The sequence below is a fragment of the Sphingomonas faeni genome, from assembly GCF_003053745.1.
Taxonomy (GTDB): Bacteria; Pseudomonadota; Alphaproteobacteria; order Sphingomonadales; family Sphingomonadaceae; genus Sphingomonas; species Sphingomonas faeni.
In genome coordinates this window covers 119,338-135,481 of sequence record NZ_QAYE01000007.1, presented here as the reverse complement: position 1 = coordinate 135,481, position 16,144 = coordinate 119,338, and the positions used below count along the sequence as shown (strand labels likewise).

Genomic DNA, 16,144 nt, shown 5'->3' with positions numbered 1-16,144 from the left:
CACGCCGGCTTAAAACGGGTTAGGCGGAAACCTCCGCCACCAGTCCGTCGGCGATGACCGCCACGCGCTCGGCGCCCGGAAACCCTTCCGAGATCCACTGCGTCTCGACCCGGCGCAGCATCGCAGCCACGTCCGGCCCCTTGCGGAGTCCACGTTCGACCAGAGCCCCGCCGGAGAACGGGAACGCAGGCGGCGTCCAGTCCTTGATTTGGGACACGTCTTCGCCAGCGATCAGCAGACGGTCGACTGCACCGGCCACACCGACACGATAGGCCAAGGCTAGCGGGCCTTCCTCACCGGGTCCCGCAGTGGCAGCCATGAGGCGCTTGCGGTCGACGTTCGACAGCTTCAGCCTCGCTCCGACGGCTTCGGCGGCGGCAGGCGCGATCGCCACGGCGAGGCGGCGAATCGGGTCCGGTGCGATGCCCGCGTCCGTCTCTCGCTCGGCCAGCACGCCGAGACGCGCTGCTCCCCAGGCGTCGATCTCGGGCAATACCGCCAGGAAGATGCCCCGTTCGACCATCAGCGCCACGACAGGCACGGCGTTGGCGGCGACCAACAGCTTCAGCACTTCGCTCGCGATACGCTCACGGGAGAGTGCCATCAGGTCGTTGGCGCGCACGGTGCAGGCATCGAGACCGGCTTGGTCAATCATGGTGCCGAACCGCGCGTGGAAGCGGAAGAAGCGGAGGATGCGGAGGTGATCCTCGGCTATCCGCTGCAACGGGTCGCCGATGAAGCGCACGCGCCGGGCCGCGAGGTCGTCGAGACCACCGAAATAATCGAAGATCTCGCCGGTCGCCGGATCGGCGTAAAGCGCGTTCATCGTGAAATCGCGCCGCGCCGCGTCTTCGCGCCAGTCGTCGGTATAGGCGATGATCGCATGGCGGCCGTCGGTCGAGACGTCGCGGCGCAATGTCGTGACCTCGACCGGACCCGCGGGGGTGACCGCGGTGATCGTGCCGTGCGCGAGGCCGGTCGGAACCGCCTTGATCCGCGCATCCTGGAGTCGCTCGATCACCTCCTGCGGGGGCAGGCGCGTGGCGATATCGACATCGGCGACGTCGATCCCGAGCAGCGTATCGCGCACAGCACCACCGACGAAGCGCGACTCGCCCTCGGTCGCACCCAGAACCTCCGTCAGTGCTGCGAGACCGTCACGTTCGCGCCATGGCGCCGCCGGGAGTATCAAGACCACCTCAGGCGGCGGGCAAGGTTGACGATCATCGCCGCGGTCGCACCCCAGATACGGCGCTCGTTCCACATGATCTCGTAATAATGCCGGTCGTGGCCCTGCCATTCGAGCGTCGCCTCGACATGGTTCGCCTCGTCGAGCAGAAATGCGAGCGGGACTTCGAAGACGCTGGCGACTTCCGCTTCGCTGGGTGTGAAGACCAGGTCGGGCGGGATGATCCCGATCACCGGTGTCACCTGGAACCCGGTCACCGTGCGGTAGCTGTCGGCTTCGCCGATCACCCGGACCTTGTCGCGAGGAAGTGCGATCTCCTCCTCGGCCTCGCGCAGCGCGGCGGTGACGACGTCCTCGCCGGGATCGATCCGACCGCCGGGGAACGCGATCTGGCCGGGGTGGCGGCTCATCGTGTCGGTACGCTGAGTCAGGATCACGCCGGGATCGGCGCGGTCGGTCACCGCGATCAGCACCGCGGCGGGGAGCAGCGTGTCGGCAGCCGTGAGATCGCCGTCATGCTGGTCGCCGGTGAGCAGGATCATGTGCGACCCGGCGCCCTTTGCCAGCGCCGCGGTCATCCGTTCCGTCAGGCTCATGCAGCGGGCTCCAGCGGGAAGAACGCACCGTCGCTCCAGAGGCCGGCGGGCGTCGCGTCGTCTGCGATCGCGCGCTCGGCGAGTTCGTAATAGACCGAGCGGACGACCAGCGCTTCCATCCCGCCGCGGACGGCGAGGTAGGGACGAGGGCCGTCCGTATCCTCGACGAAGCGCAGCGGATGCTCGGGGCCTGCGGTGACGAGGTCGCCGGTATTGAGCCGGAAAGCGAGCTTCGACTCACTACCGCTACCCTCGGCCTTCATCTCGACCGCAATGAACGCCGCGTCTTCGACCTCGATATCGAGCTTTTCGACGGGCGTGACCAGGACATGGCTGCCGTCGGGCTCGCGACGCAGGATGGTCGAGAACAGCCGAACCATCGCCGGGCGGCCGATCGGCGAGCCCTGGTGATACCAGGTGCCGTCGCGCGCGATCCGCATCTCGCTGTCGCCGCAGTGTGTCGGGTTCCATTTCTCGACCGGCGGGAGTTTGGCCTCTTCGACGAGCTTCGCGATTTCGGCGAGACTGAGCGAGGCGATATCGGGGATGGCATCCATGGGCATGGCGGCGGACTAGGCGGGCGGGGGGCGGAGGTAAAGCGGTGGCTTATGCGGATGCGGTGACCGGCATGGCCTCGGCAACGCGGGGACCGAGCATGCCGGTGCTGTCCGGTACGGCATCGCCGCGGGCGAGCAGGCGGTGCCGTTCGACCGGGCCGGGGGCGTTCCAGCGGGTGGTGCGCTGGGCGGAGAAGCCGAAGAACCGGCCGTAATAGTCGGGGTCGCCGATCAACATGAGCGCATCGTCGAGCCCCGTGACGGCGGCCGCATCGAGCGCCTGCGTCATCAGGCTACGACCGATGCCATCTCCTTGATGGTCGGGTACTACGGCGACTGGGCCGACCATGATCAGTGGAAACAGTCTGTCGTCGTCGATCAGAGCAATCGGCCAGCACTGGATCGAGCCAACCAGCACGCCATCCTCGACCGCGGCGAAGCTGAGCGCGGCGACCGGCTTCGTCCCACCGCGGATCGTGTACGCGGTTCGCGTGAACCGATCCGGGCCGAAAGCGGCATCGAGCAGCATCTCGACCGCTGTCGGGTTGATGCTGGCCAGGGGAACGAGAGTGATCAACGGCATCTCCGGCCCGGACTGCGCCGCGTACACGCGGGAAGGGCAGCGCGCTTTAGCCGTGGCGACGCTGAACGCAAGGATAACCGGATCGACGCTCGGACGACCCGGCGCGCGAACGGTGTGACTTTCATCTCGCGGTGCGTCTGCTAGAGGCGCGCAGATGGAAGACAGTCTCCAACTCGAAGTCCACGATCTCGAAGTGCAGGTCCTGACCGGCATCTATTCGGAGGAGACGCACCTGCCGCAGCCGTTGCGGATTTCTCTGACCGTGGACATGGTCTGCCCGAGACACTTCGCGCCGGATACGCCGTTGTCGGCATCCAAGAATTATCTCGATCTAAAGAACGCCGCGACCACGGCGCTGCCGGCCGGCGTGCATTTCACGCTGATCGAGGGCGTTGCAGATCATATCTGCGAGACGCTGTTCCTGCAGGATGCGCGCGTGCTGCGGGTGCAGGTCAAGATCGTAAAGCTCGCGATCGCCGAAGCCGACGAGGCGATCGGCGTGACCCTCGTCCGCCATCGCCGCTGATTGCATGCTGCTGACGCTGGAGCCGGGCGGGGACATTGCGGCGCTCGTCCGTGGCGCGATCGGCGAATCGCGGGTCGTGTTGATCCCCGCGAACCTCGATCCGCTGACGATGGCGCAGGCGAGGGCGGCGATCGGCCCCCTCGCGATCGAGTTGGCGCCAGCGGTTCGCGTGAATGCGGTGGCACCGGTCGAGGCGGCCCAACAACCCGATGTAGACGCCGCGGTCGCGTTTCTCGAGCAGGCGCGCTCCACCACCGGACAATTACTGGTTGTTGGTTAGCCTGCGCGCTTCCGAGGGTAGTTCAGCTTTTTCGAGTCCGTCCGCACGGCCCCAACGCGGCCAGGACGAATGCGTAATCCTCCCGCGCGATCGCCGCATCGGCGGCCTCCAGCGATCCCGTGCTGCGGTCCGGCAAGGCCTGCGGCAAGGCGCAGCTCAGCCGGTACCACAGCAGCGTCTCCGGGGCGGGGGGCGCCGCCGATTCGTCGACGATCTCGCTCAGCGCAACCGCCCAGCGTGGCTGTTCGCCGGGACGACGCAGCACCGATAGCGACACCGGGCGTTGGTCCGCGGTTGTCAGGAAGATCTGGGTCTCGCCTTCACCGGGCAGCGCGCCAGGCACGTGAAACGCGTTGCCGATGCCGGTGATGACCGGCGGCGCATCGCTCGCCAGTGCATCGCGGGCGATCTTCCGTGCGCGTGCATCTGCGGTCGGCGTCCAATCCAGCTGCGCGTCGGGCGCGACCAGCTGGACCTGATTCACCGCGCCGGACACGGGTCGGGCGAAGATCAGCACGCGCGCCTTCTTGAATTTCGGCACCCGGCCGGCTGCGTCGGGCATCACGTCGAGCAGATATCCGATTCGCGGAGGCAGCCCGTCGGCGCCGCGGACCAGCGCGGTGACGTCGACCTCGACATATAGTCTGACATGACCCGCCGCGAGATTCGGTGCCTCGGCCGGCTTGATCTTCGTCGTCGATCGGACGGTCGCGTCGGCGATCACGGGGGCGGAAAGCACCAGGTCGGCGATGTCGGAATATCCAATGCCGCCAGCCGCTTCGCGCTGCACTGCACCCTGTGGTGCACCCGCGCTATCGGCGAAAACCCGGGGTGCGGCCTGGGTTTGCTCAGCGCTGAGGGGAGCCGCCGCGATGATGACGGAGAGGGCCGAAGCCGTAACGTGAAAGAGAAGATTCATGTCTTCAGGCTACGCTACGCAAGCTGAACGATACAGAAATAATTCTGCCATCCTATGGTTGTACGTTTGTTGCGTCCGACAAAGCGTTTGCGTGTCGCAGAACGTGGCGATAGGACTTGCTCACTGCCCCGTGGTTATTCCGGCCAACGGCAGACGCATGTGCCGCGTACCCATTGCGGGCACGTGCGTACGGAGCAGGCAGATTAAGGGAGTGTCGTTTCTGAATGGCCTATACTGACCAAAAGATGTCCGGAGGCAAAATCGTCGCGATCGTGATCGTCGCGCTGATTCATGCGGCCTTGGGCTATGCTTTCGTCACTGGCCTCGCGTACCAGTACGTGAAAAAGGCCCAGGAAAAGATGACGACGTTCGACGTGGAGCCGCCACCGCCGCCGCCTCCGCCCGACGAGCCCCCGCCGCCGCCACCCGACCAGCCAAACCTGCCGCCGCCACCGACCACGGTCGTGACGCCGCCGCCAGTCGTGGTAACGCCGCAGCCAGCGCCCGCGCTGACGACGTCGAGCATCATTCCTCGGTTCCAGCCGACGGCACCGCCGTCGCCGCCCGCACCACCAGCACCGCCGGCACCGCCGCCTGTGCCACGTGTCTCGCAGGCTGCTGGTCTCAAGGGTAACCCAGGGCAGTATTTCGGCGCGGACAATTATCCGCCGTCGGCTCAGCGCGAGGGTGCTCAGGGTCGCGTTTCCGCGAAACTGACGATCGGTACGGATGGTCGCGTGACCGACTGTTCGGTGACGTCGTCCAGCGGCAACACGACGCTGGATGATGCGACCTGCCGGATCTCCAAGGCGAGGGTGCGTTTCACGCCTGCCAAGGACGAGAACGGCAATGCCGTAGGGTCGTCGTACCAGCTGAACATCAGGTGGGTCCTGCCTCAGGAATGATCCATCCTACGTCAACCGCACCAGATAAAATTCAGTCAGAGGACTAAGCGAACATGATCACCACCATTCTTGCAGCGGCAGCGCCCGCCGCAGCCGACGCCAACCCGTACGGCCTGCAAGCCGCACTTCGCGAAGGCGGCCTGATTTCGCAGACCGTGTTCGGCATTCTCGTGCTGATGTCGGTCGTGTCGTTCTACATCCTGTTCTCGAAGCTGTTCGAGCAGCAGAAGATCATCGGTCAGGGCAAGCGCGTCCGCCAGGCCTTCTGGTCGTCGAACAGCCTTCGCGAAGGTTCGGCCAAGCTCGAGAAGAACTCGGCTTACAAGCAGATCGTCGACGACGGTCTGGCTGCTCAGGATCAGCATTCGAAGCTGACCGATCCGGTCGAGGCGCATGACTGGCTGCACGGTTCGCTGGCGCGTTCGGAAGCCGCGATCAACTCGAAGCTCGGTGGCGGTCTCGCCTTCCTCGCGACGGTCGGTTCGGTTTCGCCGTTCATCGGTCTGTTCGGTACGGTTATCGGCATCTACCGTGCACTCGTGAAGATCGGTGCATCGGGTCAGGCATCGATCGACAAGGTCGCAGGGCCGGTCGGTGAAGCACTGATCATGACCGCCCTCGGTCTGGTCGTCGCGGTTCCTGCCGTTCTGTCGTACAACTGGCTGCAGCGCCGCAACAAGTCGATCGCAGAGGACCTGTCGGCCTTCTCGAACGACGTGCTCGGCTTCCTTGCCTCGAACGGCGCAGTGCGTCCGTCGATCGCAACGGCTGCCAAGCCGGTTTCGGCCAAGCCTGCTACGACGACCACGACTGCCGGCCAGACCGGTGGCGTACCGCGCGCCAACTAAGACGCGAAAGGCGGGGCTGCTGTTCGCAGCGGCCCCGCTTCATTGCCGCCGGCGGTTCCGGTGGCGATCAAATGGATAGGATAGTTCGCACATGGCGATGAGTGTTGGTGGCGATTCCACCGAGAGTTCGATATCGGACATCAATACGACGCCGCTGGTCGACGTCATGCTCGTGCTTCTGATCATCTTCCTGGTGACGACGACTGTCGCGGTCCAGGCTGTGCAGCTGAAGCTGCCGGATGTTCGGTTCGATCCGACGATGACCAAGCCCGAGAACGTCTCGCTGTCGGTAACGTCGGCTGGCGGCCAGTGCCAGGTGTACTGGGGTCTTTCGCCGGTAACTCACGAAGAGCTGCTGCAGCGTGCCGTCGACAAGCTGAAGGCTGAGATCGCGCGTCAGGGCGGCGTCAATGCTGTCGGTCTGGAACTGCCCGAGGCTCACATCCGCGGCGACGTGAACGCCCCGTATCGCTGCATCGGCGCAACGATCTACACGATGCAGCAGGCCGGGTTCGCTCGGGTCGGCTTCATCTCCGAACCGCCTCCCGGCGGGACCACCGAACGTTGATGGCGAACGCTGATGCCGAACGCTGATGATCGCTCGGACGTATTTAGGAGTAGTATAAGATGGCAATGAGCGGCGGCAAAGAAGACGGCGGGCCGATGATGGAAATGAACATGACGCCGTTGATCGACGTCCTGCTCGTTCTCCTCATCATGTTCATCATCACGATCCCCATTCAGACGCACGCGGTCAAGGTCGACCTTCCGGTCAACAGCAAGAACCAGCCGCAGAACCCGGTCGATCCGCAGAAGAACAAGATCTCGATCGATCCTGCCGGCACGGTCGCATGGAACGGTTCGCCGGTCGACGAGGTGACGCTGCGCCAGTATCTGGACCAGTCCGCCGGCATGACGCCCGAGCCGGAACTTCACTTCCAGCCCGATCCGGAATCGAAGTATGAAGTGGTCGATCGCACGCTGGCCGTCATCAAGCGGTCCGCGATCACCAAGCTCGGCTTCATCGGCAACGAGCAGTATCGCAACGCTTTCTAAGTCGTTTGCATACAGCATCGAACGTCCAAAGGGCGGTCCTCCGGGGCCGCCCTTTTTTTGTTGCGTTAGTGCAGGGCAACGACGGGACCGGAGCGGCGAAACGCGCCGAGGTATGTCGAAAGGAGATCACGCGGACACCGAAACGAACTTGATCAATGTACTTGTATGACAGTCATCGAAGTGACACACCGTTGTCACAAAAATGAAACCTTCCGATACGCGAAGGTCAGTGGAGATGGATGATGCGCAAGACCGTCCTGTTCGTTCTAGCAACCCTGGGTGCAGCCACGCCGGCGTTGGCGGACCAGTCCGCTACGACGGATCGCACCGGCTACGTCGCGATCGCGGCAGGCGACCTGTCGACTGCGGAACAGCGCATCGTCGCCGAGCGGAAGATTTTCCCGAAGCGTCCCGAACTGATGCTCAACCTGGCCTCGGTCTACCACCGCACCGGTCGCGAGTCGGAGGCACGCGCACTGTATGCTGCGGTGCTGGACCGGCCTGCGGTCGCAATGGACCTGCCATCGGGTGCGGTGGTGTCGTCTCATGATCTGGCCAGCCGTGCGTTGGCGCGCCATTCGCAGCAGATTGCGACTCGCTGACGACCGACGCGCGTCGTCCGAGAAGGTCGCGTACTACCTCGTTCTCCTGCGAAGGCGGGAGTCCAGACTGGGTCCCCGCCCTCGCGGGGAAACAAGATGAGGAGGCGGTTGATCGTACGTGCATAGCGGCGAACAGCTATCAACTGTAAGGTACCTTACCGTTCGATCGGAGCGCCATGACGGCGGTTGGAAGGTACTGCGATTAGGCGGCGATCCGACGACGTGTCGTGCTCTGTCCGCTTGCGGCCTTACGGTCGTTAGCAGCCGGAAACCCGTCAACCACGACAAGCATCTCACTACCCCGGCGAAGGCCGGAGCCCAGTTCGGAGCCGCTGCCAACTGGGCGGTGAGCGTCATCACCGAGACCTCACCACCTGGACCCCGGCCTTCGCCGGGGGGGGTGGCCAGAAGGGCATGCCGGTTACCCACTGCTTACAAGTGTCTGCCAAGTTGCGGGGAGCATCGCGGCGAAGTCGCGCAGTTCGGCGACATGGAGCAATTAGATCAGGTTTAACGCTGAGCAACCGTCTGCGGTGGTCTCGCCCGAGCCCAAGCCCTAAAGCCGCGGCAGTGTCACCCCCCGCTGCCCCATATATTTCCCCGCCCGGTCCGCATAACTCACTTCGCACGGCTCGTTCCCCTTGAGGAACAAGAACTGGCACGCGCCTTCGTTCGCATAGATCTTGGCCGGCAACGGCGTGGTGTTGGAGAACTCCAGCGTCACATGCCCCTCCCATTCCGGCTCCAGCGGCGTCACGTTGACGATGATCCCGCACCGCGCATAGGTCGACTTGCCGAGGCAGATCACCAGCACGTCGCGGGGTACGCGGAAATACTCGACGGTGCGTGCGAGCGCGAAGCTGTTCGGCGGGATGATGCAGACGTCGGTCTTGCGATCGACGAAGCTGTTCGCCGCGAAGTCCTTCGGATCGACGATCGCGCTGTCGACGTTGGTGAAGATCTTGAACTCGTCGGCAACACGTGCGTCATACCCGTAGGACGACAGCCCGTACGAGATGCAGCCGTCGCGGCGCTGCGCTTCGTGGAACGGTTCGATCATCGCATCGCCCAGCGCGCGCTCGCGGATCCAGCGGTCGGACATCACGGACATGGCAACTCCCTTTTCGGGAGCGGCTTTCGCCCGGATGCGGGGCGACGGCAAGAGGGACGCGCCGAATCACGTGTATCCCCGTTTGTACGCCGCTGACGAAGCGTCTGCTCACGCGCGTAGGCTATTGATGCGGTCGAGCGGTGGCGTCACAATGCAGCGTCACGATCGCCACGGTCGAGACTGCGCCATCGGTGCTGGCCCGACGGCTAAAAGGGAAGCTGGCTTGAAGTTCATCGAGACCCCGTCACCCAATTTCGACGATCGTTCGCTGCCCATCACGATGATCGTGTTGCACTATACCGGGATGCAGGATGGCGCGTCGGCGATCGCCCGGTTGCGCGATCCGGAGGCGAAGGTGTCGTCGCATTACCTGGTCGAGGAGGACGGCACCGTCCTGCGGATGGTCGCGGAGGACAAGCGCGCCTGGCACGCGGGCAAGTCGCACTGGCGCGACGTCGACGACGTCAACTCGGCGAGCATCGGTATCGAGATCGTAAATCCCGGCCACGAGTTCGGCTATCGCCCGTTCCCGCCCGAGCAGATCGCCTCGGTCGTGCAGCTGGTCGCCGAGATCAAGGATCGCCACGAGATCACCCGCGGCAACATCGTCGGCCATTCGGACATCGCCCCGGTGCGCAAGCGCGATCCGGGCGAGCTGTTCCCGTGGCACGAACTGGCGCGGCGCCGGCTGGCGCTGCCGCGGCCGACTAAGAATCTGATGGACCCAGGCTGGACCGAAGGCGGCTTCTGCCTCGCGCTCGAGCGCTTCGGCTACGACGTCGAGAACCGGATGGCGGCGACGATGGCGTTCCAGCGGCGCTTCCGACCGGAACTGGTGGACGGCGAAGTCGATGCCGAATGCAGATGCATCCTGCTGGCGTTGTTGCTGCCCAAGCCAATGGGCGACGACTAATCACGATCCTCCCCCGCCAGGGGGAGGTGGCTGGCACTTGCCAGACGGAGGGGGAGGCATGCGAAACATCTGCTCCGTGTCCGCCCCCTCCGTCGCCTTCGTCGCCACCTCCCCCTCCCCCTTGCGGGCGAGGATACCAAAATACGCCAACGAAAACGGTGGTACATCGCCCGCCCGCGCGCTAGGGCTCGCGTCGCCAGAGGGTCGGGCGGCCGCGGGTGTTTTCGGACACGCGAGGAAAGTCCGGGCTCCGCGAAACGACGGTGCCGGGTAACGCCCGGCGAGGGTGACCTCAGGGAAAGTGCCACAGAGAGCAGACGGCCAACCCTCGGCGCAAGCTGGGGCGGTCAGAGTGAAAGGGTGCGGTAAGAGCGCACCGCGCGCCTGGTAACAGGGGCGGCACGGCAAACCCCACCGGGAGCAAGATCGAATAGGGGTGGCACATGGGCTTCGTTTCAGCTCGTCACCCGGGTTGATTGCTTGAGGCGGCGGGCAACCGTCGTCCTAGAGGAATGGTCGCCTAACTTCCGTATCGAAGGATCGGAAATGGACAGAACCCGGCTTACAGACCCTCTGGCATCCTTCCCCGAACCATTGCAGACTGCGCAGATATAACGCTGGGCTGCGACGTGGGGAATGTAATGCGTATCAAGACGATCGCGCTGTTGGGTGCAGGCGTGTTGGCGATGGCGGGTGGGCTAGTCCCCGTTGGGGCGCAGACACCGTCGTCGACGACGACAATTCAACAGGACTTCGACGCAGCGACGGCGCTGGATGCGAAACCCGATCGCGCGGCGTCGCTGGCGGCCTGGGAGAAACTGGAGGCGCGAACCAAGCCCGGATCACGCAGTCGCGGGATCGTGCTGGTCCGCAAGGCGCCGACTCTGTTCGCCCTGAACCGCGCCGACGAGTCGGTTAAGGCTGCACGGGCAGGGCTCGTCTTGCTGCCGGCGGACGATGCCAGTCTTGCAGAAGACCGGACGCGCGCCTTCCTCATCCTCGGCCAGGTCGCGACCGATACGCTCGATTATGCGGGTGCCGTGACCGCGCTCCAGCAAGCGGAGGCGAGCGCGATCAGCACCGCCGACAAGCTCGGGGCCATGCTCTCGCTCGTGACCGCGCAGATATTCATCGATCCCACTGCCGCCGCGGCGACTTTGGCGCGGAGCGATGCGTTGACCGGCACGGTGAAGCTCGAAAAGAGCGTCGCCGCGCGGTTCGCGCGCGAGCGGACCCTGTTGAAGCTCAACACCGGTGACATCGCCGGCGCCCGCGCCAGCGCGTTGCAGGCGATCCGGCTTCTCGGCGGCCTCGAAACGGACAAGGTCGATATCATGGACGCATCGGCGCGGTCCGATGCCGCGATCGCGTTCCTGCTGAGCGGTAATGCCGACGAAGCGCGGCGCTACATGGCCTATACCGGTGCCGGACGCATGGTGAAGGGATCGTTCGACCCCGCCGCGGAGATGCGCTCGCCCGATTGCGGCGGCGATGCCGGTCTCAAGCCGCAGGACGTCGCGGTGGTCGAATTCAACATCGCCTCCGACGGTACGATCGACCAGGCGGCGCCGATCTATGCCGCGGGTGGCGGCCAGGTCGCGCTGGAGTTCGCGCGCGCGGTCAAGGGTTGGTCGTGGCCTGCCGAAAAGGTCCAGGCGATCCCCGCCTTTTATCGCTATCATGTGCGGGTCGAGATGCGCTGTTCGACCGCGTTCGAGCGGCCATCGATCGACGACGGACTGGACGACGTCCTGGAACAGTGGCTGTCCAGCAAGGGCGTCACGGTCGCCCCTGCACCGACCGGCTCGCAGGCAGCAGCACTTGCTGGGCAGCGCGCCGAACTCGCATCGGCGAACGCCCAGTCGCCTAATGGTTTGCGTACGCTCGCCGCGATCTACCGTCTGACGAACAATCCCACGGTAGCGCGGGAAGAGCGTGCGGCCTTGGCTGCGCGGGCGTTGGCGATTGCGGTCGCCAACGATGCACCGCCTAGTGCGCGGCTGACGTTCGACCTGCCGGGCCGCGTCGATGCGGTGACCGACATCTGGCGGCCGGGGGTATTCGAGCGGACGTTGACGCCGATGGTATCGGAACCCGTCTATGCGAACGACCCCCAGGCGCGAGCGGCGATCCGGTTGATGATGGTCGATGGCGCCGTCGCTCGGACGCGAAAATCCGAGAAGAACGACACGGCGATCGTCACGCTTCGGCAAGTGGCGGACGACAAAGCCTTGAAGCCGAACGATCCGCTGCGCGTCGGCGCGTTGATCCGCATCGCGTCGATCGAAGAGCGCAACGGAGAGATCGATGCGGCGCGGGCGACATTCGCGTCGAGTGGTCTGACCGCGAACCAGTGCGCGATCATGGATGCACCACCGAAGATGGTATCCCAGCCGGGATCGGAAGCGTTCCCGATGGAAGCGATGCGTTGGGGTTTCGAAGGCTGGACCCAGGTTCAGTTCGACATCGGCGCGGACGGCAACGTCATCAACCAGCGCGCACTGTTGAGCTATCCCCCGTTCATCTTCTCGGAGGCGGGCACCAAGTTCTTCACCAAGGCCAAATACGCCAAGACGTATCGTCCCGACGGGGGGCTCGGTTGCGGCGCCACGACGACCCGTATCAAGTTCCTGCTGCCAGACTCGGCACGGCGCGGCTCGTAAGGAAAAAACAGCCCCTTCCCACGGCTATGGTGGGAAGGGGGTTTTCTACACCAGCACCCTGTCCGGCCGACCGACCTCTTCGAGCACGGTCGTCGAATCGATCTCCATCATCGGTTTGATCAGGCCGTCGCGGATATCGTAGACCCAGCCGTGGAGCAGCACTTCCTGGCCGCGCGCGAACGCACCCTGGATCGTCTTGGTGCGCGCGAGCCGGATGAGCTGGTCGCGGACGTTGACCTCGACCAGCCGGTTGACCTTCTGCTCGCGGTCGGGCTGCGCGTCGATCTCGTCGGCATGGTCGTGCAAGACGCAGCGCGCGGTGCTGAGCCAGTCGTCGACCGGACCCGTCGTGCCGCCGTCCAGCGTCGCGCGGATTCCGCCGCACGCATAATGGCCGCAGATGATGATGTGGCGCACGCCGAGCACGTCGATCGCATATTGCAGCACCGACATCAGATTCATGTCGTCGTCGTTGACGAGATTGGCGATGTTGCGGTGGATGAACATGTTGCCGGGCGGCGTCATGGTCATCTGTTCGGGCCCGACGCGGCTGTCCGAACAGCCGATCCACAGGAACTCGGGGTTCTGGCCGACCAGCTGGCGCTGGAAGAAGTCGGCGCTCTCCTCGATGATCTCGGCCGCCCACGCCTTGTTGGCGAGCAGGAGCTGCTTGTACTGCCTCATGCGAAACGGACCTCGGTCTGGGGGGCGTTGATCAGCTTGACCGTGCGCATCGCGAGATCGCCACGGATGAGCACGGTGATGCCACGATACTGCGCGCCCTTGATGAACGCGTTGATGATGTCGACGTTGTCGAGATCGACATAGCTGGTCGACGACAGGTCGATCAACAGGTTCGCATTGTCGGGCACCTTGGCGAGCGACTTCTGCAACTCGTATTTATGGATGAAGTACAGGTTGCGTCGCGCGCGGACGAGGCAGTCCTCATCGTCGCAGGCAAAGGTGATCGCGGTGCGGAAGTTGCGCGCGACGACGAACACGAAGCCGACCGCCAGCCCGATGACGATGCCTTCGAGCAGGTCGGTGAACAGAATCGCAGCCACCGTCACGACGAACGGAATGAACTGCGTCCAGCCCTGCTTGAAGCGTTCGGTATACAGCTTCGGCTTGGTCAGCTTGTAGCCGGTCGCGATCAGCACTGCGGCGAGCGCCGACAGCGGGATAAGGTTCAGCACCGCCGGGATCAGCGCAACGCTGACCAGCAGCCAGAAACCGTGAAGGATCGTCGACAGCTTGCTCTCGGCCTTGGCATCGACGTTGGCGGACGAACGCACGATCACCGAGGTGACGGGCAGGCCACCGATCAGGCCCGACAGGATGTTGCCGCCGCCCTGCGCCATCAGCTCCCAGTTCTTGTCGGTCGAGCGACGGCGCGGATCGATCTCGTCGACCGCCTTGACGCTCAGCAGCGATTCGAGGCTGGCGACGATCGCGAGCGTGACCGCGCTGCTCCAGACGATGCCCATCTTGATCCCGGAGAAATCGGGGAACGTGAACAGCGACGGAAATTGCGAGAGCGTCTGGGTGATCGGCACCTGGACGAGGTGCGTGGCCTGGAGCTGCCAGTCGGGCTTCACGGCGCCGAGCAGCATGTTGCCGAAGATGCCGATCAGTACGACGACGAGCGGGCCGGGGACGAAGCGCAGCGGGCCGTCCTTCGGCTTGGCGCCGTCCCACCAGAACAAGAAGGCAAGGCTGACCGACGCGATCAGGATTGCGCCCGGAGTCACGGCTGCGCTGAGGCTGTCGAGGATCCGCGAAAAGGTGTTGATGCCGTTCGCCGTGGTGAATTCGAAGATGCCCTCGGCCTCGCGGTCGAAACCGACGGCGTGCGGGATCTGCTTGAGGATGAGGATCAGGCCGATCGCCGCGAGCATGCCGGTGATGACCGACGACGGCACGAATTCGCTGAGGATGCCGGCGCGGGTCAGCGAGAAGCAGATTTGGAGAACGCCCGCGAGCACGACTGCCATCAGGAACATCTGGTAGCTCGGCATGCTCTCGATCGCGGTCAGCACGATCACGGTCAGGCCGGCGGCGGGGCCGCTCACCGACAGCGGCGATTTCGAGAACAGGCCGACCGCGATACCGCCAACGATGCCGGAAATAATGCCGGCGAACAGTGGCGCACCCGACGCGAGCGCGACACCGAGACAGAGTGGCAGCGCGACGAGCGCGACGACGATGGAGGCGGGAAGATCCGCGCGCCATGTGGTAAGCTTTGGAATGAGAGTCGGCACCAGGGCTCCTGTCCTTAAGGTGTCGGCCGGGAATACGTCCGCACCGGACGCATCTATCCATGCCACATGACAAATAGTTCATGTTCAGTAATCGATGAACGGTGTCTGACTCAAGTTGGAATGTTGCGACGCGGAAGATTGTCGGATCGGGCGAGTTTCGGTCGTCAGTGCCGCCTGCGGTTGCGTTGTCCGTAGGTACGCCTATCTCGGGCCGCTATGGCTCGAAGCACGACACGATCTTCCGACTGGGGTTTCCCGCGCTGGCGCGAGTATGGCGCGAGCACCGAGGCGGTGACCGTCCGGCTATGCGATCGGCATGGCTGCAACGAGCCCGGCAACTGCCCGGCGCCGAAATCGCCCAACAGCCCCGACCGCTGGTATTTCTGCATGAACCACGCCGGCGAATATAATCGCGGCTGGAATTATTTCGAAGGTCTGAGCGCGGAGGAGGCGGCCGAGCGCGAGGCTGCGGAGACGCGCACCGCGGACGGCTACACCGATCCCAAGCATTACGCTTGGGCCGGCTCGGGCGACGGCAGCCGGTCGCGCGACGAGATGCGCGCGTTGGAGGTGCTCGACCTCGAGCCCGACGCGACGTTCGAGGACGTCCGCGCGGCGTGGCGGCGGATGGCGAAGGCGAATCATCCGGACGTGCGCCCGAACGACAAGGATGCTGCGAAGCGGTTCCAGGGCGTGCAGGCAGCCTATGAGGTTTTGAAGGTGGCCGAGGATCAGCGGACGTGGAAACCGGCGTGATCCGGGTTCTTGCCAGTCGCTGGCAGGGCAGCGTTCTGGTCTGCGGCAAATGCTCGAAGAAGCTGGATGGCGGGTTTGGCGAAAAAGGCCGGACGCCCCTCGTGAAGCTGTTGCGTCATGCACTCGGGGTCAAGAAGGGTCGCAAGTCGGATCGCGGCGTGGTCGAGGTGAAGTGTCTTGGCGTGTGCCCGAAGAACGCGGTTGTGATGGTCGACGGCACCCGGCCGGACCGGTGGATGCTGGTCCCGGCCGGTGCTGACGCCGAAGAGGTCGTCGCTACGCTCAGCGAACCCGCCAGCGTGCCCTCACCCTCGCCGCCTCCGGCGTCTCTCCCTCTCCCCTGAGGGGAGAGGGAAGGGCCCGCGGCCGATTGGCCGTG

19 protein-coding genes and 1 other RNA gene are annotated in these 16,144 nt (G+C 64.7%); 12 read left to right on the top strand and 8 right to left on the bottom strand.

Annotation, left to right across the window (positions count from 1 at the left end):
- Positions 1 to 19: 19 nt before the first annotated feature.
- From C8J25_RS13715 to C8J25_RS13700, 4 genes are read right to left on the bottom strand one after another with little or no spacing between them, the layout of a single operon-like run.
- A complete protein-coding gene (locus C8J25_RS13715) occupies positions 20 to 1,198 on the bottom strand; it encodes a CCA tRNA nucleotidyltransferase (protein WP_244187093.1) in 1,179 nt (392 codons plus the stop codon).
- A complete protein-coding gene (locus tag C8J25_RS13710; protein ID WP_056482395.1) occupies positions 1,189 to 1,785 on the bottom strand; it encodes a CoA pyrophosphatase in 597 nt (198 codons plus the stop codon). Before C8J25_RS13710 ends, C8J25_RS13715 begins: the two co-directional genes overlap by 10 nt.
- Positions 1,782 to 2,348, bottom strand: coding sequence for a DUF1285 domain-containing protein (locus tag C8J25_RS13705; RefSeq protein WP_107954905.1), 567 nt, complete (start codon positions 2,346 to 2,348; stop codon positions 1,782 to 1,784). Before C8J25_RS13705 ends, C8J25_RS13710 begins: the two co-directional genes overlap by 4 nt.
- Positions 2,349 to 2,391: 43 nt before the next feature.
- Positions 2,392 to 2,919 carry a GNAT family N-acetyltransferase gene (locus C8J25_RS13700; protein WP_107955032.1) on the bottom strand — a complete coding sequence of 176 codons (528 nt, stop codon included), beginning with the start codon at positions 2,917 to 2,919 and terminating at the stop codon, positions 2,392 to 2,394.
- A gap of 160 nt (positions 2,920 to 3,079) precedes the next feature.
- Between C8J25_RS13700 and C8J25_RS13695 the strand changes: the two genes are divergently transcribed.
- Together C8J25_RS13695 and C8J25_RS13690 are read left to right on the top strand one after the other, a co-directional pair.
- A complete protein-coding gene (locus tag C8J25_RS13695) occupies positions 3,080 to 3,451 on the top strand; it encodes a dihydroneopterin aldolase (protein ID WP_107954904.1) in 372 nt (123 codons plus the stop codon).
- A gap of 4 nt (positions 3,452 to 3,455) precedes the next feature.
- Positions 3,456 to 3,731: a Rossmann fold domain-containing protein gene (locus C8J25_RS13690; RefSeq protein WP_107954903.1), complete on the top strand. Its 276-nt coding sequence runs from the start codon at positions 3,456 to 3,458 to the stop codon at positions 3,729 to 3,731.
- A gap of 22 nt (positions 3,732 to 3,753) precedes the next feature.
- On the opposite strand, the gene C8J25_RS13685 is transcribed toward C8J25_RS13690, so the two are convergent.
- Positions 3,754 to 4,650, bottom strand: coding sequence for a hypothetical protein (locus tag C8J25_RS13685; protein WP_107954902.1), 897 nt, complete (start codon positions 4,648 to 4,650; stop codon positions 3,754 to 3,756).
- A 224-nt stretch (positions 4,651 to 4,874) separates the two neighbouring features.
- On the opposite strand from C8J25_RS13685, the gene C8J25_RS13680 reads away from it, so the two are divergent.
- The 5 genes from C8J25_RS13680 to C8J25_RS13660 all read left to right on the top strand — a co-directional run bounded on the left by C8J25_RS13680 (position 4,875) and on the right by C8J25_RS13660 (position 8,061).
- Entirely contained in the window at positions 4,875 to 5,555 is a 681-nt protein-coding gene (locus C8J25_RS13680; RefSeq protein ID WP_107954901.1) for an energy transducer TonB, read from the top strand.
- A 53-nt stretch (positions 5,556 to 5,608) separates the two neighbouring features.
- On the top strand, positions 5,609 to 6,403 hold the full coding sequence (locus C8J25_RS13675) for a MotA/TolQ/ExbB proton channel family protein (protein WP_056058190.1): 795 nt from the start codon (positions 5,609 to 5,611) through the stop codon (positions 6,401 to 6,403).
- Positions 6,404 to 6,494: 91 nt separating this feature from the next.
- A complete protein-coding gene (locus tag C8J25_RS13670; RefSeq protein WP_107954900.1) occupies positions 6,495 to 6,971 on the top strand; it encodes an ExbD/TolR family protein in 477 nt (158 codons plus the stop codon).
- 59 nt (positions 6,972 to 7,030) lie between these two features.
- The gene (locus C8J25_RS13665; RefSeq protein ID WP_208622606.1) at positions 7,031 to 7,459 is read left to right on the top strand and encodes an ExbD/TolR family protein; all 429 of its coding nucleotides are present in this window, start codon (positions 7,031 to 7,033) and stop codon (positions 7,457 to 7,459) included.
- 242 nt (positions 7,460 to 7,701) lie between these two features.
- Positions 7,702 to 8,061, top strand: a complete 360-nt coding sequence (locus C8J25_RS13660) for a tetratricopeptide repeat protein (RefSeq protein WP_107955031.1) — start codon at positions 7,702 to 7,704, stop codon at positions 8,059 to 8,061.
- A gap of 556 nt (positions 8,062 to 8,617) precedes the next feature.
- Here C8J25_RS13660 and dcd read toward each other — a convergent pair.
- A complete protein-coding gene (gene dcd, locus C8J25_RS13655; protein ID WP_055878967.1) occupies positions 8,618 to 9,172 on the bottom strand; it encodes a dCTP deaminase in 555 nt (184 codons plus the stop codon).
- Positions 9,173 to 9,452: 280 nt separating this feature from the next.
- Between dcd and C8J25_RS13650 the strand changes: the two genes are divergently transcribed.
- The 3 genes from C8J25_RS13650 to C8J25_RS13640 all read left to right on the top strand — a co-directional run bounded on the left by C8J25_RS13650 (position 9,453) and on the right by C8J25_RS13640 (position 12,748).
- The gene (locus C8J25_RS13650) at positions 9,453 to 10,085 is read left to right on the top strand and encodes an N-acetylmuramoyl-L-alanine amidase (RefSeq protein WP_056059541.1); all 633 of its coding nucleotides are present in this window, start codon (positions 9,453 to 9,455) and stop codon (positions 10,083 to 10,085) included.
- A gap of 196 nt (positions 10,086 to 10,281) precedes the next feature.
- Positions 10,282 to 10,666, top strand: an RNA gene (gene rnpB, locus C8J25_RS13645) — RNase P RNA component class A.
- Positions 10,667 to 10,726: 60 nt separating this feature from the next.
- Positions 10,727 to 12,748 (top strand): hypothetical protein, encoded by a 2,022-nt coding sequence (locus C8J25_RS13640; protein WP_107954897.1) that lies wholly within the window; start codon positions 10,727 to 10,729, stop codon positions 12,746 to 12,748.
- Between the two features lie 45 nt (positions 12,749 to 12,793).
- Here C8J25_RS13640 and C8J25_RS13635 read toward each other — a convergent pair whose 3' ends face one another.
- Complete coding sequence (locus C8J25_RS13635; protein WP_107954896.1) at positions 12,794 to 13,432, bottom strand: carbonic anhydrase; 639 nt, start codon at positions 13,430 to 13,432, stop codon at positions 12,794 to 12,796.
- Positions 13,429 to 15,009, bottom strand: coding sequence for a SulP family inorganic anion transporter (locus tag C8J25_RS13630; RefSeq protein WP_107954895.1), 1,581 nt, complete (start codon positions 15,007 to 15,009; stop codon positions 13,429 to 13,431). Before C8J25_RS13630 ends, C8J25_RS13635 begins: the two co-directional genes overlap by 4 nt.
- A 216-nt stretch (positions 15,010 to 15,225) precedes the next feature.
- Here C8J25_RS13630 and C8J25_RS13625 point away from each other — a divergent pair, with 216 nt between their 5' ends.
- Both C8J25_RS13625 and C8J25_RS13620 read left to right on the top strand, forming a co-directional pair.
- Positions 15,226 to 15,765, top strand: coding sequence for a J domain-containing protein (locus C8J25_RS13625; RefSeq protein WP_056058203.1), 540 nt, complete (start codon positions 15,226 to 15,228; stop codon positions 15,763 to 15,765).
- Positions 15,750 to 16,109, top strand: coding sequence for a (2Fe-2S) ferredoxin domain-containing protein (locus C8J25_RS13620; protein WP_244187092.1), 360 nt, complete (start codon positions 15,750 to 15,752; stop codon positions 16,107 to 16,109). The genes C8J25_RS13625 and C8J25_RS13620 overlap by 16 nt, the downstream gene beginning before the upstream one ends.
- Positions 16,110 to 16,144: the final 35 nt, after the last annotated feature.

Bases quoted from the DNA above. Each gene is read 5' to 3' on its own strand.
- C8J25_RS13635 (WP_107954896.1), bottom strand. From the start codon at position 13,432: ATGAGGCAGTACAAGCAGCTCCTGCTCGCCAACAAGGCGTGGGCGGCC.
- C8J25_RS13680 (WP_107954901.1), top strand. From the start codon at position 4,875: ATGGCCTATACTGACCAAAAGATGTCCGGAGGCAAAATCGTCGCGATC.
- C8J25_RS13695 (WP_107954904.1), top strand. From the start codon at position 3,080: ATGGAAGACAGTCTCCAACTCGAAGTCCACGATCTCGAAGTGCAGGTC.
- C8J25_RS13690 (WP_107954903.1), top strand. From the start codon at position 3,456: ATGCTGCTGACGCTGGAGCCGGGCGGGGACATTGCGGCGCTCGTCCGT.
- C8J25_RS13665 (WP_208622606.1), top strand. From the start codon at position 7,031: ATGGCAATGAGCGGCGGCAAAGAAGACGGCGGGCCGATGATGGAAATG.
- C8J25_RS13685 (WP_107954902.1), bottom strand. From the start codon at position 4,650: ATGAATCTTCTCTTTCACGTTACGGCTTCGGCCCTCTCCGTCATCATC.
- C8J25_RS13660 (WP_107955031.1), top strand. From the start codon at position 7,702: ATGCGCAAGACCGTCCTGTTCGTTCTAGCAACCCTGGGTGCAGCCACG.
- C8J25_RS13705 (WP_107954905.1), bottom strand. From the start codon at position 2,348: ATGCCCATGGATGCCATCCCCGATATCGCCTCGCTCAGTCTCGCCGAA.
- C8J25_RS13710 (WP_056482395.1), bottom strand. From the start codon at position 1,785: ATGAGCCTGACGGAACGGATGACCGCGGCGCTGGCAAAGGGCGCCGGG.
- C8J25_RS13675 (WP_056058190.1), top strand. From the start codon at position 5,609: ATGATCACCACCATTCTTGCAGCGGCAGCGCCCGCCGCAGCCGACGCC.
- C8J25_RS13640 (WP_107954897.1), top strand. From the start codon at position 10,727: ATGCGTATCAAGACGATCGCGCTGTTGGGTGCAGGCGTGTTGGCGATG.
- C8J25_RS13650 (WP_056059541.1), top strand. From the start codon at position 9,453: ATGATCGTGTTGCACTATACCGGGATGCAGGATGGCGCGTCGGCGATC.
- C8J25_RS13625 (WP_056058203.1), top strand. From the start codon at position 15,226: ATGGCTCGAAGCACGACACGATCTTCCGACTGGGGTTTCCCGCGCTGG.
- dcd (WP_055878967.1), bottom strand. From the start codon at position 9,172: ATGTCCGTGATGTCCGACCGCTGGATCCGCGAGCGCGCGCTGGGCGAT.
- C8J25_RS13670 (WP_107954900.1), top strand. From the start codon at position 6,495: ATGGCGATGAGTGTTGGTGGCGATTCCACCGAGAGTTCGATATCGGAC.